This window comes from Dyella japonica DSM 16301, from assembly GCF_001010355.1.
Lineage (GTDB): Bacteria > Pseudomonadota > Gammaproteobacteria > Xanthomonadales > Rhodanobacteraceae > Dyella > Dyella japonica.
The window spans coordinates 74,931-88,265 of the sequence record NZ_JPLA01000014.1 but is presented as its reverse complement, the minus strand read 5'-3'; the positions used below and the strand labels follow the sequence as shown (position 1 = coordinate 88,265).

The 13,335-nt window shown below is 66.0% G+C and carries 9 protein-coding genes; 4 read left to right on the top strand and 5 right to left on the bottom strand.

What is annotated here, in order from left to right; all coding sequences use genetic code 11:
- Positions 1-96 precede the first annotated feature (96 nt).
- From Y882_RS06270 to Y882_RS06260, 3 genes are read right to left on the bottom strand one after another with little or no spacing between them, the layout of a single operon-like run.
- Positions 97-834: a TVP38/TMEM64 family protein gene (locus tag Y882_RS06270; RefSeq protein ID WP_046971041.1), complete on the bottom strand. Its 738-nt coding sequence runs from the start codon at positions 832-834 to the stop codon at positions 97-99.
- Complete coding sequence (locus tag Y882_RS06265) at positions 831-1,388, bottom strand: nucleoside deaminase (RefSeq protein ID WP_046971040.1); 558 nt, start codon at positions 1,386-1,388, stop codon at positions 831-833. Before Y882_RS06265 ends, Y882_RS06270 begins: the two co-directional genes overlap by 4 nt.
- A gap of 24 nt (positions 1,389-1,412) precedes the next feature.
- Positions 1,413-3,182, bottom strand: a complete 1,770-nt coding sequence (locus tag Y882_RS06260) for a glutamine--tRNA ligase/YqeY domain fusion protein (RefSeq protein ID WP_046971039.1) — start codon at positions 3,180-3,182, stop codon at positions 1,413-1,415.
- A 199-nt stretch (positions 3,183-3,381) separates the two neighbouring features.
- Here Y882_RS06260 and Y882_RS06255 point away from each other — a divergent pair, with 199 nt between their 5' ends.
- Both Y882_RS06255 and Y882_RS06250 read left to right on the top strand, forming a co-directional pair.
- Entirely contained in the window at positions 3,382-3,660 is a 279-nt protein-coding gene (locus Y882_RS06255) for a putative signal transducing protein (protein WP_046971038.1), read from the top strand.
- Positions 3,661-3,777: 117 nt separating this feature from the next.
- A complete protein-coding gene (locus Y882_RS06250; protein WP_244466263.1) occupies positions 3,778-4,311 on the top strand; it encodes an adenine phosphoribosyltransferase in 534 nt (177 codons plus the stop codon).
- A 102-nt stretch (positions 4,312-4,413) separates the two neighbouring features.
- Here Y882_RS06250 and Y882_RS06245 read toward each other — a convergent pair whose 3' ends face one another.
- Both Y882_RS06245 and oxyR read right to left on the bottom strand, forming a co-directional pair.
- A complete protein-coding gene (locus Y882_RS06245; protein ID WP_046971037.1) occupies positions 4,414-5,013 on the bottom strand; it encodes a hypothetical protein in 600 nt (199 codons plus the stop codon).
- 6 nt (positions 5,014-5,019) lie between these two features.
- Complete coding sequence (oxyR, locus tag Y882_RS06240) at positions 5,020-5,964, bottom strand: DNA-binding transcriptional regulator OxyR (protein WP_046971036.1); 945 nt, start codon at positions 5,962-5,964, stop codon at positions 5,020-5,022.
- A gap of 234 nt (positions 5,965-6,198) precedes the next feature.
- Here oxyR and Y882_RS06235 point away from each other — a divergent pair, with 234 nt between their 5' ends.
- Both Y882_RS06235 and Y882_RS06230 read left to right on the top strand, forming a co-directional pair.
- A complete protein-coding gene (locus tag Y882_RS06235) occupies positions 6,199-8,883 on the top strand; it encodes a M1 family metallopeptidase (protein WP_046971035.1) in 2,685 nt (894 codons plus the stop codon).
- Positions 8,884-9,059: 176 nt separating this feature from the next.
- Positions 9,060-13,199 (top strand): hypothetical protein, encoded by a 4,140-nt coding sequence (locus Y882_RS06230; RefSeq protein WP_046971034.1) that lies wholly within the window; start codon positions 9,060-9,062, stop codon positions 13,197-13,199.
- Positions 13,200-13,335: the final 136 nt, after the last annotated feature.

The following is a 13,335-nucleotide window of genomic DNA, read 5'->3' as shown; positions in this document are numbered from 1 at the left end:
GCTGCATGCGTCAGGCTGGGCCAGCCTAGCGCGATTTTCCGAGTCAGGCAGCAGGCCGACTGGGGGCCTCCGAACGGGCTATGGCGCTTGTCGGTCTTACTCTGGAGGATGGCTCGCCCTGCTCACCAGGGCGGTCTTGTGACGCCGGCTGGTCAAGCGTTCGACCAGCAACGGCAGCAGGGCCAGCACGGCAATCGCGGTAAGCGGCATCCAGACGCCGCGCTGCATCAGCAGCTCCAGCCCGAAATGGCCATGGCTTTGCGCCAGCGCCGCGCCCAGGCCGGCGCCAATCGATGTCTCGAAGATCAGCGAGACGGTGCCACCCAGCCAGCTGGCGCCCATGAACAGCCAAAGCGGACAGCGCAGCCAGGCCAGCGCCACCGTGATCAGGCCAAACGGTGCGACCGGCACGAAGCGAAGAAACATGGTGTAGGCCACGGGATGGCGCTCGAAACCGTGGTGCAGCTTGTCGACCAGGGCGGGCGGATGTTTGCTGCCCGCACCGAAGGCATAGCGGCTGGCCAGGAACAGGATCAGCGTGCCCAAGGTGAGCCCGATCGACGAGTAGATGCTGCCTTCCACCGCGCCAAAGGCAAAACCGCCGGCGATGATGATGATCACCGTGCCCGGGATGCCGGTGGACATGGCCAGGGTGAGCAGGCCGATGAAGGTGACGCGGCTAAGCCACGGCGCGGTTTCGATCTCCTGGCGCAGCTGGTCCTGGTGCTGCACCAGCTGCTCCGGATGCAGCCGGTCCATCAGGCCGGAGCTGAACAAGGCGATGCCGGCCAATACCAGCAGGATCAGCGGAAGCGCGGCGCGCAGGCGGCTCAATAGTGCTGCCCACTCTGACCGTAGGTCGCCAGCACGCTGCGCGCCTCGTCGCGAAGAATGTCGCGGCGCACGGCAATGCCACGCTTTTCGAGCTCGCCGACCCAGTCGGCCGGCAACGGGCCTTCGTCGAACTCGGTGAGCTCTTCCACGTCCTGCGCACGCGCGCCGATCAGCAGCTCATCCACGCCGGCCCACACGGTGGCGCCATAGCACTGGCAGCACGGCTGCGCGCTGGTGGCCAGCGTGTAGCGACCGCCATCGGCATTGAGCCGGAACGCGGCAAGGCGCTGCTGCGCACTCATGTACGCCATCATTTCGGCGTGCGCGACCGAACAGGTCTGCGGCACCACGCGATTGACGCCCACCGAGATCACGCGGCCTTGTCCATCGAACACCGCCGCACCGAACGGGCCGCCATGGCTGCGCTCGATGTTCAAACGAGAGAGTTCGATGGCAAGAGCCACGCGTTCCTCGTCGGTGATGTAGCGCTTTTGCGTATCGACCACTTCGTCGATCCACGGCGGCAGGGTCAGGTGTATCTGTTGGCGCAGCATGCAACGTTCCTTGTGACGCGGATATCAACCAGCTTGTTTCGCCCACGCGTCGCGCAGCGTGACGGTGCGGTTGAAAACAGGCTTGTCCGAGCGGTGATCGACGCGATCGGCCACGAAGTAACCCAGACGCTCGAACTGGAAGCGCTGCTCCGCATCAACCTTCGCCGCGGCCGGTTCCAGCCATGCGGTGACCACGCGCTTGGCGTCCGGATTGATGTGCTCGATCCAGGTCTTGCCGTCGGTCTCGTCATCCGGATCGGCCACGTTGAACAAGCGGTCGTACACGCGCACTTCGGTGGCCACGCCGTGCTTCGCGCTCACCCAGTGGATGGTGCCCTTCACTTTGCGGTCCGCACCCGGCATGCCCTGGCGCGATTCCAGGTCGAGCGAGCAGCGCAGTTCGATGATTTGGCCGTCCGCATCCTTCACCAGCTCGTCGCATTTGACGATGCCCACGCCACGCAGGCGTACTTCGCCTTCGGGCTTGAGGCGATGGAAACCCTTCGGCGGCACTTCGGCAAAGTCTTCGCGCTCGATCCACAGGTCGCGCGAGAACGGCACGTGGCGCGTGCCGAAGCTCTCGTCCTTGGGATGGTTGGAGAAGCTGAGCTGTTCTTCGTGGCCTTCCGGCAGATTGGTGATCACCAGCTTGAGCGGATCGAGCACGGCCATGCGGCGTGCCGCGGTCGCGTCCAGATCCTCGCGGATGCAGTTTTCCAGGATCGAGTAATCGATGATGCTGTTCTGCTTGCTCACGCCCAGGCGTTCGATCAGCAGGCGCAGGCCGCCCGGCGTGAAGCCGCGGCGACGCAGGCCGCGCAACGTGTTCATGCGCGGATCGTCCCAGCCATCGACCAGGTTCTCGTTCACCAGCTGGGCGAGCTTGCGCTTGCTGGTGATGGAGTAGGAGAGGTTGAGGCGCGAGAACTCGATCTGTCGCGGCTTGGCCGGTTCCGTGCGGAAACCGCCTTCGCGCAGGTGCTGCCACAGCTCCGGATGGTTGACCAGGTCGACCTTGTCGACGAACCAGTCGTACAACGGGCGGTGGTCTTCGAATTCCAGCGTGCACAGCGAATGCGTGATGCCTTCCAGCGCATCGGACAGGCAATGCGCATAGTCGTACATCGGGTAGATCGGCCACGCATCGCCGGTGTTCTGATGCGTCACCTTGCGGATCCGGTAGATCGCCGGGTCGCGCATGTTCATGTTGCCCGACGTCATGTCGATCTTCGCGCGCAGCGTCTTGGCGCCATCGGCGAATTCGCCGGCGCGCATGCGCTGGAACAGCTCGAGGTTCTCTTCCACGCTGCGCTCGCGGAACGGCGAGTTGCGGCCGGGCTCGGTGAGCGTGCCGCGATAGGCGCGCATGTCTTCCGGGCTCAGGTCGTCCACGTAGGCGACGCCATCCTTGATCAGCTTGATGGCCGAGTCGTAGAACACCTCGAAATAATCGGAGGCATGACGCAGGTCGTGCCACTCGTAGCCCAGCCAGCGCACGTCGTCCTTGATGCCCTCGACGAACTCCGGGTCTTCCTTGCCGGGGTTGGTGTCGTCCAGGCGCAGGTTGCACCAGCCGGTGAATTCCTTGGCGATGCCGAAATTCAGACAGATCGCCTTGGCGTGGCCGATGTGCAGGTAGCCATTGGGCTCGGGCGGGAAGCGCGTGCGGATGGCGTGATGCTTACCGGTGGCCAGGTCCTCGCGGATGATCTGGCGAATGAAGTCGCGTTGACCCTCGGCCTGCGGGGCAGCGGCGGAGGCGATGGGTTCAACGGCGGCGTTTTCGGTGGACATCGGGAATCGAAGCTCGGTCGCGGTGGCGGAAACGGTGAAGTTTACCTCGTCCCGTAGGTGGGGGTGTTTCGGCCGCTTTTCAGCGGCTGGCCGGGGCAGGGAACAGGTCGCGATCCTCGGTGAACCGCGGCCTTTGTCCCGGCAACGCCCGCGCAAGCAAGGCTTGCCCGAATATCGCCGCAGGGGTAGCGTGGCTGCCATGCGTATTGCTTACCGAGCCGAAAGCCTGATCGACGCCCACCTGGTGAAGGACGCGCTGGAGCGCGCCGACATCCCGGCGTTCGTATCCGGCGAATACCTCACCGGGGCGGTGGGACAGCTGCCTGCCCTGGACTACGTGGCCGTGCTGGTGCCCGAAACCAGCCTGGCGGCCGCCGAACAAGTGGTGCGCGAGGTGGAGCGGGATCTGCAGGAGGCCCGGCTGGCCCTGAACGACCCCGACGAAGACCCCGACGCCCCGTTGCCCGCCTTCTGCTGAACGGCGGCGTTCCCCTGCCGGCACCGCCGGTATTCCGTTTGTCATGTCGCCCCGGCCCGATTCGCGTGGCACGGTACGCTGTCGGCTCGCCGCCCGGCCGCCCAGGAGTCACACACCATGGATGTCACGCTGCAACAGATCGAGTCGCTGATTCGCGCCGTACCGGACTTTCCCAAGCCCGGCGTGATGTTCCGCGACATCACCCCGCTGCTGGCCGACGCCGGCGGCTTCGCCCGCTGCATCGACGCGCTGGCCGCGCCCTGGCAGGGCAGTGCCGTGCAGGCGGTGTGTGGGATTGAATCGCGCGGTTTCATCTTCGGCGCGGCGCTGGCGCAGAAACTGCACGCGGGCTTTGTGCCGCTGCGCAAACCCAACAAGCTGCCGCCACCGGTGGTGTCGGTCGATTACCAGCTCGAATACGGCGTGGATCGGCTGGAGGCGCGCAACGATGCCTTGCGTCCCGGTGAGCGCGTGCTGCTGGTCGACGATGTGCTGGCGACGGGAGGTACTTTGGCCGCGGCGCGTGCGCTGGTGTTGAAGCTGGGTGCGCACCTGGTCGGAGCCAGCGTAGTGATCGAGCTGGCCAGCTTGCAGGGGCGCGAGCGGTGGCAGGATGGAAGCGCGCCGTTGGAGGCGTTGTTGCGGTATTGATGGTTGATCAGTGGTCGCGAAGAGCGTCGCGCACAGGGTGCGCTCCCACAGGGAGGGTGCCGCACATTGTGGGAGCGCACCCTGTGCGCGACACTCTTCCCCTCAGGGCGAAACAGGCTCGACACTCTCCACATAAACCAACTCACACGCCCCATCACCCGTATCGTCGCGCGTCATCGACGTCCGCCAACGCCAGCCATCGGCACGACTCGCGTCGACCAGAAAGCCCTGCAGGTGGACCACTTCCCCCGCACGCACATGTTCCAGTTCGCGACGCGCGGCGTCATCGGCGGGAATCATGTGCATATTGGCGCTGGACTGCTCGATCTCGCGGCGCGGTATCGGAAAATGATCGACGTGCCAGTGATAAAAACGATTGCCCTGGCTGACCTGGATCTGCGCCAGCACCTCGCTGTCGGACATGCGCCCCCAGCCGAGCGCGAGATCCATCGGCGCCAGCGTGGCGCCGGCATCGAAGCGGTAGTTTTCGCGTGACAGCACACGTGCGGTGAGCTCGAAGCGCGCACGGGTCTGCAGGGTGAAATCGCCGCGTCGCAAGGTGTCGCCAACACCCAGATCGATCTGCGTGGGCACGTCTGTCGCCAGCATGCCGGGCGCGTGCGTGATGGCGCGATGGCGCCACGCGTTGAAGCCGCCGAGTAAGGCAATCAGCAGCAGACCGACCACAATGAAGCGCTGCATGCGGCGTCAGCGTCCCGACTTGAGCGCAGGCTTGCCCTCGACGATGCCCGGCTGCAGCAGCCCTTCCGGCAGGTCGCCTATCACCTCGGCGAAGCGCTTGAGGAACGTCCCCAGCGAGGAACTCTTGCGCCATACCAGCGCAATGCGGCGGCTCGGCGCACGGCCTGCAAATTCGAGCAGGCGCACGTTGTCGGTGCGCGCCACCGGCGGTTTGATGGCGAGCGTGGGCAGCAGGGTGATGCCGACATTCGCGGCCACCATCTGGCGCAAGGTCTCCAGGCTGGTGGCGCGAAAACCGGAGCGTTCGCCGGCACCGGCGAGCTGGCATACCTCCAGCGCCTGATCGCGCATGCAGTGACCGTCTTCGAGCAGCAGCAGGCTTTCGTCGGCCAGGTCGTCGAGCTTCAGGCGCTTGTGCTTGAGTCCCAGCGGATGATCTTCCGGCACAGCCAGCACGAACGGTTCCTCGAACAGGAACTGCGTGTGCAGGCTGTCCTCATGCAGCGGCAGCGCGAGGATGCCCACGTCGAGCGAGCCCTCGCGCAGCATGCGTATCACCTGCTCGGTCTTCTCTTCCACCAGCAGCAGTTCCAGGCGCGGAAAGTGCTTGCGCACCAGCGGCACCAGGTGCGGCAGCAGATACGGTCCCAGCGTGGGGAAAATACCCAGCCGCAGCGTGCCCGATTCCGGATCGCGCGTGCGTTGCGCAATCGCCTTGATCTCGTCGATCTCCGACAGCACGCCGCGCGCACGGCGGGCGATCTCGCGACCGGTTTCGGTCAGCAACACCTTGCGCGGCGTGCGCTCGACCAGCGCCACGCCCAGCTCGTCTTCCAGTTTCTTGATCTGGGTGGACAGCGTCGGCTGGCTGACAAAGCTCGCCTCCGCCGCACGACCGAAGTGACGGTGTTCAGCGAGGGCAACGAGATAGCTGAGGTCGCGCAGGTTCATGGGCGGGGTCGATGTTCTAGTGATAGGTATCGTCAATGATTGTGGGGTTGTTGATCGCCTTAGGCAATGCCTGGGCCGGCGTCAGTCACGCTGGGCGTTAAGCGCTGGCGACCGGTGTCTGCCCTCCGCCAGGCTTAGTCTGAAGACGGTCCAATCATGCCTTCTGGCACTGTGTCCAAAGTCACGGCAGCACCTAGGGTCGGCGTTTGTCTTACCCAAGGGGAGCCTTTGCGCATGCGCCGTTTTGTCCGTCCGCTCGTTCTTACCGCCCTCGCAGCTTGCTGCGGCGCCGCCCTGGCTGCGCCCGCTGCCGACGACCAGCCGCATGGCCGCCTGCCGGGCTGGGCCCAGCCGGAGTCCTACCAGCTCGACTTCAAGGTGGACCCGCGCCAGCAGGATTTTTCCGGCACCACCGTGATCAAGGTGAAGCTGACCCAGGCCTCCGATCACCTGTGGCTGCACGGCCGCGAGCTGAAGGTGAGCAAGGTCACCGTGACCGATGCGGCCGGCAAGGCGCACGCGGCGAAGTACGTGGAAGTGGCGCCGAAGGAAGGCGTGGTGCGCATCGACTTCGGCGGCACGCTCAAGCCGCAGGAGCTGACCCTGGCGTTCAACTACAGCGCGCCGCTCAACCAGCAGCTGCAGGGCTTGTACAAGGTCAGCCACGAAGGCCAGCCGTACGCGATGACGCAGATGGAGCCGATCAGCGCGCGCTTTGCCTTCCCCGGCTTCGACGAGCCCGGTTTCAAGACGCCGTTTGATGTGCGCCTGACTATTCCCAATGACGAAGTGGGCGTGGCCAACACCAAGCAGGTGAAGGAAGAAAAGGCCGGCGACGGCTGGAAGCGGCTGACGTTCTCCACCACCAAGCCGCTGCCGACCTACCTGGTTGCCTTCGGCGTGGGCCCGTGGGACGTGGTGAAGGGTCCGGATATTTCGTCCACGCCGTACCGCGCCGATGCGCTGGAGCTGCGTGGCGTCGCCGCCAAGGGCGAAGGCCATCGCATGCAGCATGTGCTGGGCGAAACGCCGAGCATCATCCACACGCTGGAGGACTACTACGGCTTCGGCTATCCGTGGGACAAGCTCGACCTGCTCGCCGCGCCGGACTTCTCCGCAGGTGCGATGGAAAACCCGGGCCTGGTCACCTTCCGCGACTGGCTGCTGCTGATCGATCCGGATTCCCCGGCCAACTACGTGCGCGGCTCGTTCAACGTCACCGCGCATGAGCTGGCCCACCAGTGGACCGGCGATACCGTCACGCTGGCCTGGTGGGACGACCTGTGGCTCAACGAAGCCTTCGCCACCTGGATGCAGCAGAAGGTGACGCAGAAGGTGCATCCGGAATACCGCGCCGATCTCGATCGCGTGCGCGGCGCACAGGGTGCGATGAACGGCGACAGCCTGGTCACCACGCGCAAGATCCGCCAGCCGATCACCGGCAACGGCGATATCGAAACCGCGTTCGACGGCATCACCTACCAGAAGGGTGCGGCGGTGCTGGGCATGTTCGAAGGCTACGTCGGTGAGGCGACGTTCCAGAAGGGCATGCGCGCCTATATCCAGGATCACAAATTCGGCAACGCCACGGCGGATGATCTGATCGATGCCATCGCCACGGCCGCCGACAAGGGCAACAACTTCAAGCAGGCGTTCAAGAGCTTTCTGAACCAGCCGGGCGTGCCCTATGTGCAGACCGAGCTGACCCAGGAAGGCGGCAAGATCGTGCTCAAGCTCAGCCAGAGCCGCTACCTGCCGACCGGCAGCAAGGGCGACGACAAGCAGGTGTGGGGCGTACCGATGTGCGTGCGCTACGGCACCGCCAACGGCAGCAAGGTGAGCTGCGAACTGCTCGACCAGGCCACCGGCTCGATGGTGCTCGAAGGCGCCAGCAAGGGCACCTGGGTGCTGCCCAATGCCAATGGCAGCGGCTACTACCGCTTCGCCATGGCCAAGAGCGACCTTGGCAATCTGGGCAAGCAGATCGGCAAGCTCGACGACGCCGAACAGCTCGCCTATGCCGATGCGGTCTACGCCAGCTTCAAGCACGGCGATCTCGATGCGGGCGACGTACTCGCCGCGTTGAAGCCGCTGACTTCGTCAAAGACGCGCGAAGTGGCTACCGCGCCGCTGACCACGTTCAACTGGATCTACCGCAACCTGGCGCAGACCGATGCCGAGCGCGCCAAGCTCGCCGCATGGGCCAAGGCCGCCTATCTGCCGCGCATGCAGCAGCTCGGTTACCAGCGCAAGGCCAACGAGGCCGACAGCGACTCGCTGTTGCGCAGCACGCTGGCCGACGAACTCGCGTTGACGGTGAAGCTGCCGGAAGTGCGCGCCGAACTGCTCAAGCAGGGCGATGCCGCGCTCAAGCGCAAGGCGGATGGTCGCCTGGACTTTGCGGCCGCCGATGCGGATCTGCTGGGTACCTCGCTCGGCGTGGCCGTGCAGGAACGTGGCAAGCCTGCGGTCGATGCGCTCATCGCCGAAGTGCCGCAGACCAGCGATCCGGCCCTGCGCAACGCCATGCTTGATGGCCTGGCCGAAGCGAACGATCCGGCGCTGACCCTGCAGGTGCGCAACTTCTCCCTCGACAAGAAGGTGAAGGTCGGCGAGATGTCGATGCTGCTGCACGGCAGCCGCGACACCCGCGCCGAACGCGATGCCTCGTGGCAGTGGACCACCAGCAACTACGACAAGATCGTGGACCGCACCGGCAGCTTCTCGGGTGGCCGTCTGCCCGACCTCGTCGGTGGTGGCGGCTGCTCGCAGGATGAAGCTGATCGCCTGCAGGCGTTCTTCAAGGATCGCGCGAAGGACGTGAGCGGCGCCGAGCGTGGCCTGGCCCAGGCCAGCGAATCCACCTTGCTGTGCCACGCCCTGGTGCAGAAGCAGGACGCCGCTGCGATCCTGCGCTGAGGTTTAGGGGCGACGAGTGTTACCCAACCGGGCGGCCGCAAGCCGCCCGGTTTTTTTGTGCATGGCCTTGAACCCTTTTCTCCCCTGAGCCCGTTAGACCTCACGAGGGTGCTTTCCGGCGCCTTCTGCCGGCACCTACACTGAGCCGGCCCACCCGGGTAGTCAGGGAGAGAGACATGCGTCGTCCGTGGGAATGGCTGTGCCCGCTCGTGTTGCTTATCGCGCCAGCCATGGCGCAGGACGTACCACCACCGTTGAAGGATTGGCAGGATTGGGTGTTGCATGAGGTGCCGCAGCACGCGTGCCCGGTGCTGAGCACCACCAGCGGCACCACGGCAGACCGCCAGTGTGCGTGGCCCGGGCGGCTCACGCTGGATGCGGGCAAGACCGGTGCCCGTTTCGGTCTGGACGTCCATGTCGATGGACGCAGCTGGGTGGCGCTGCCTGGCGATGCGCGCAACTGGCCGCAGCAGGTGAGTGTCAACGGCAAGCCGATGGTCGTGCTGGAGCACGACGAAAAGCCCTCGTTGCTGCTCGAGCCCGGCGATTACGCGCTGCATGGCACGCTGCCCTGGGACAACCGGCCGGCGCGTCTGCAGGTGCCGGTTTCCATTGGCCTGGTTTCCTTGACGCTCGACGGCACAGCCGTGACGCGCGTCGAGCGCAACGGCGCGCAATTGACCCTGGGCGAAGCCGCTGAGGCCCAGCGCATGGCCGATGCCTTGTCCATGCGCGTGTTCCGGCGACTGGAAGACGGTATGCCGGCCGATCTGCAGACGGAGCTGCAGCTCAATGTCACCGGCAGTTCGCGCGAGCAGCTGCTGGGGCCGGTCCTGCCCAAAGGTTTTGTCGCCACCTTTATCGAAGGCGGCCTGCCGGCACGGCTGGAAAGTGACGGACGCCTTCGCGTGCAGCTGCGTCCCGGTCAGTGGACGATCACGCTGGGCGCGCGCAGTACCGAGGTGTCCAAACAGATCAGTCTGAATTTGCCGGGAGCACCCTGGCCGGCGCAGGAAATCTGGAGCTACGCCGACGACCCGTCGTTCCGCAGCACGCGCGTCGAGGGTCAGGCCACCGATGCTGGCCAGGCCGATGTGCCAGGCGAATGGGCGGATCTTCCCGCCTTTGCCCTCGATGCGAACCACGGGCTCAGCATCGAACAAGGCATGCGCGGTGGTGAAGGCGGGCAGGGCGATCAGCTCACGCTGCATCGTCAGCTGTGGCTGGATTTCGACGGCAAGGGTTTTACCGCCGCCGATCGCCTGACCGGCTCGTTGCGGCGCAGCCAGCGGCTGGATGTGGCGGCGCCCTGGCAATTGCAGAACGCCTCGCAACCGGAACGCCCCTTGCTGGTGACCGATGGCGGCAACGGCCGCAGCGGCGTCGAACTTCGCGACGCGCGACTCAACCTGACGGCTGGGCTGCGGCTGCCCGAACGCGGCAGCGCGCCAGCGGGCGGCTGGTTGCTGCCGCTGGAGAACATCGAGGCCACCTTGCACTTGCCTTATGGCTATCGCCTGATCGGTGCCTCGGGCGCCGATCATTCGCCCGACTCCTGGGTAGCGCAATGGAGCCTGCTCGACCTGTTCGTGGTGGCGCTGATTGCGCTGCTCGCGGGTCGCCTGCTGGGGTGGCCGTGGGCGTTCGTTGCGCTGGGCTTTCTTGCTCTGGCACAACACGAAGCCGGCGCGCCGCGCTGGACGCTGGCACTGGCATTTGCCCTGGCGCTGCTGATGCGTGCGTTGCCCGACGGCAAGTTGCGGTGGGCGTCACGCGTCGGCGCGATCGCGCTGCTGGTGATCGGGGTGTTGTGGACGCTGCCATTTGCGGCCGCGCAAATGTCATATGCACTGCACCCACAGCTGGAAGAAGGGCGCGTGCAAAGCGGCGTCCAGTCGGAAGTGAGCCGCCGGGTGCAGGCACGGGTCGACATGGTGGAACAGGCGCAATACAACGCTCAACCCGCGCCGCCACCGCCACCGCCACCGGGTGCACCGGTAGCGATGTCGGAGGAAGCCGCGCCAGCGATGATCGCGCCGGCGCCCGCGGACATCATGGGCGGGCACCCTGGCATGGCGCCACCAAAGATCGTGCAGAAAGCCAAGGCTCCCGTCGCACTGGAGTCGATCACCGTCACCGGTTCGCTGATCAATGTCGGGCAGGAGTCGGATGCCCGCAGCATCATCCAGGCCGGTCGCGGTACGCCTGATTGGGATGTCGGCAACGACTATCGCCTCGCCTGGTCGGGCCCGGTCACCGCCGATCAGACCACCCGGCTGGTCATTGCGCCCGCATGGCTGGTTCGCTTGCTGCGCGTGGCGATGCTGGCCTTGCTGATCATGCTGCTGGCCAGGCTGGCCTCGCGCCTCTGGCCCACGATACAGGGACAGTGGCGCGGCCTGCGCATACGCGGTGGCGCGACGGCGTTGCTGATGCTTGCCCTGTGGCCGCATGGCGCCCATGCGCAGGTCACGCCGACCGACGGCATGCTGGCGCATTTGCGCGACCGCCTCACCGAGGCGCCCAAGTGCGCGCCCGATTGCGTGGCCGTGGCGCAGGCCGCGTTCCAGGCGAATGGCGATCAGCTGGTGGTGGACATGGAAGTGCACGCCGGCACCGAGGTTGCCGTGCCGTTGCCACTGGGTGGCCCCGTGTTGATGTTGCAGAGCGTGGCAGTCGACAACCGCGACGCTGCGTTGACGCGCAACGACGATGACGTGCTGGTCAGGCTGGAGCGTGGCGTGCACCACGTGGCGCTGCGTTACAGCGCATCATCGGCCGACGTCGCGACGCTGCATTTCCCGCTGCGCCCGCAGCACATCGTATTCAACGGCAGCGGCTGGAAACCCGATGGCGTGGCCGACGGGCGCCTGCTCGGCGATAGCCTCACCTTCAATCGCGTGCGTGTGACGGAAGACGGCGGCACACCCGCTGCCGTGACACAGGCCTTCCCGCCGTATGTCCGGGTGACGCGCACGCTGATGCTCGGCAGCGAATGGACGGTACGCAACATCGTGCAACGCATCGCCCCAAGCGAAGGCGGTTTCAGCCTGGAATTGCCGCTGCTTCCCGGCGAGCATCCGCTGGGCGACGACGCGCGCGTGCAGGACGGCCGCATCGGGGTCACCTTCAACGCCAGCGAAGACAGCAAGAGCTGGACGAGCCGCCTGGATCGCACCGACGCGCTGGCCTTGACGGCACCCGGACTGGGTGAGCGCGCGGAAACGTGGGTGTTGCAGTCCTCGCCCATGTGGCATCTGGATGCCAAGGGCGTGCCGTCCAGCCAGGACGATGACGGCCTGCGCTTCCAGCCGCTGCCTGGCGAGAGCCTGCACGTGACGGTGACGCAGCCCAAGGCCATCGCCGGCGACAGCCTGGCATTCGATCGGGTGGACGTGGAGAGCCGCGCAGGTGAACGCAGCACGGAAACCCTGCTCACGCTCACGGCGCGCAGCACGCGCGGAGGCGAGCACGCCATCGGCTTGCCCAAGGGCGCCGAGTTGCTGGAAGCCCGGCGCGACGCCATCTCCCTGAGTCTGGCGATACGTGAGGACAAGCTCAGCCTGCCGCTGCTGCCCGGCACGCATGTCTACACGCTGCGCCTGCGTGAGCCGCAAGGTGTGGCGTTCGGTACGCGCACGCCGCCGTTCGAGCTGAACGCGCCGGCAGCCAATATCCAGCTGCATCACACGCTCCCTGAAAGCCGCTGGGTGCTGTGGACCTGGGGGCCGCGCATGGGACCCGCCGTGCTGTACTGGTCGCAGCTCATCGTGCTGCTGCTGGCGGCCTGGCTGCTGGCCCGCTACGCGCCGACGCCGCTGCGCTTTCATCAATGGCTGCTGTTGGGGCTGGGCTTCTCGGCCTTCGCGTGGGGTGCGTACGCCGTGGTGGTCGCGTGGTTGATCCTGCTGGGACTGCGGGCGCGTCATGTACCGTCAGAGCGCTATCGCGCAAGTTTCAATCTGGCGCAGATGGCACTGGGCATCGTCACGCTGGTGGCCATTGCCGTGCTGATCTCCGCCGTGCCCAAAGGTCTGCTCGGTCTGCCCGACATGCATGTGAGCGGCAACGATTCCACTGCGTGGCAGCTCAACTGGTTCGCCGATCAGACCGACAACGTGTTGCCGCAGGGCGGCGTGCTCAGCGTGTCGCTGTGGGTCTACAAGATCGCCATGCTGTTGTGGGCGCTGTGGTTGGCCAATGCGCTGATCGGGTGGCTGCGCTGGGGTTTTGAGGCGTGGAGCAAGGGCGGTTACTGGCGGGCGCGCAAACCCAAGCTGGCGGAGCCGCCGCCGGTGCCGGAGGCAACGGCGTAACGGAGAAGCGCCCCGGTGAGAGCCGGGGCGCTTTGTTTTTGTGCAGGTGGCGGTCGGGCACAGGGTGCCCTCCCACAGTAGTTCGTCGCGCCCCGTGCATTACCGCGAACTTGTAGGAGCGCACCCTGTGCGCGAC

What these genes read in the sequence shown, in the direction of transcription:
- Y882_RS06265 (WP_046971040.1), bottom strand. Translation starts at nt 1,388, where the DNA reads ATGCTGCGCCAACAGATACACCTGACCCTGCCGCCGTGGATCGACGAA.
- Y882_RS06260 (WP_046971039.1), bottom strand. Translation starts at nt 3,182, where the DNA reads ATGTCCACCGAAAACGCCGCCGTTGAACCCATCGCCTCCGCCGCTGCC.
- Y882_RS06255 (WP_046971038.1), top strand. Translation starts at nt 3,382, where the DNA reads ATGCGTATTGCTTACCGAGCCGAAAGCCTGATCGACGCCCACCTGGTG.
- Y882_RS06250 (WP_244466263.1), top strand. Translation starts at nt 3,778, where the DNA reads ATGGATGTCACGCTGCAACAGATCGAGTCGCTGATTCGCGCCGTACCG.
- Y882_RS06245 (WP_046971037.1), bottom strand. Translation starts at nt 5,013, where the DNA reads ATGCAGCGCTTCATTGTGGTCGGTCTGCTGCTGATTGCCTTACTCGGC.
- oxyR (WP_046971036.1), bottom strand. Translation starts at nt 5,964, where the DNA reads ATGAACCTGCGCGACCTCAGCTATCTCGTTGCCCTCGCTGAACACCGT.
- Y882_RS06235 (WP_046971035.1), top strand. Translation starts at nt 6,199, where the DNA reads ATGCGCCGTTTTGTCCGTCCGCTCGTTCTTACCGCCCTCGCAGCTTGC.
- Y882_RS06230 (WP_046971034.1), top strand. Translation starts at nt 9,060, where the DNA reads ATGCGTCGTCCGTGGGAATGGCTGTGCCCGCTCGTGTTGCTTATCGCG.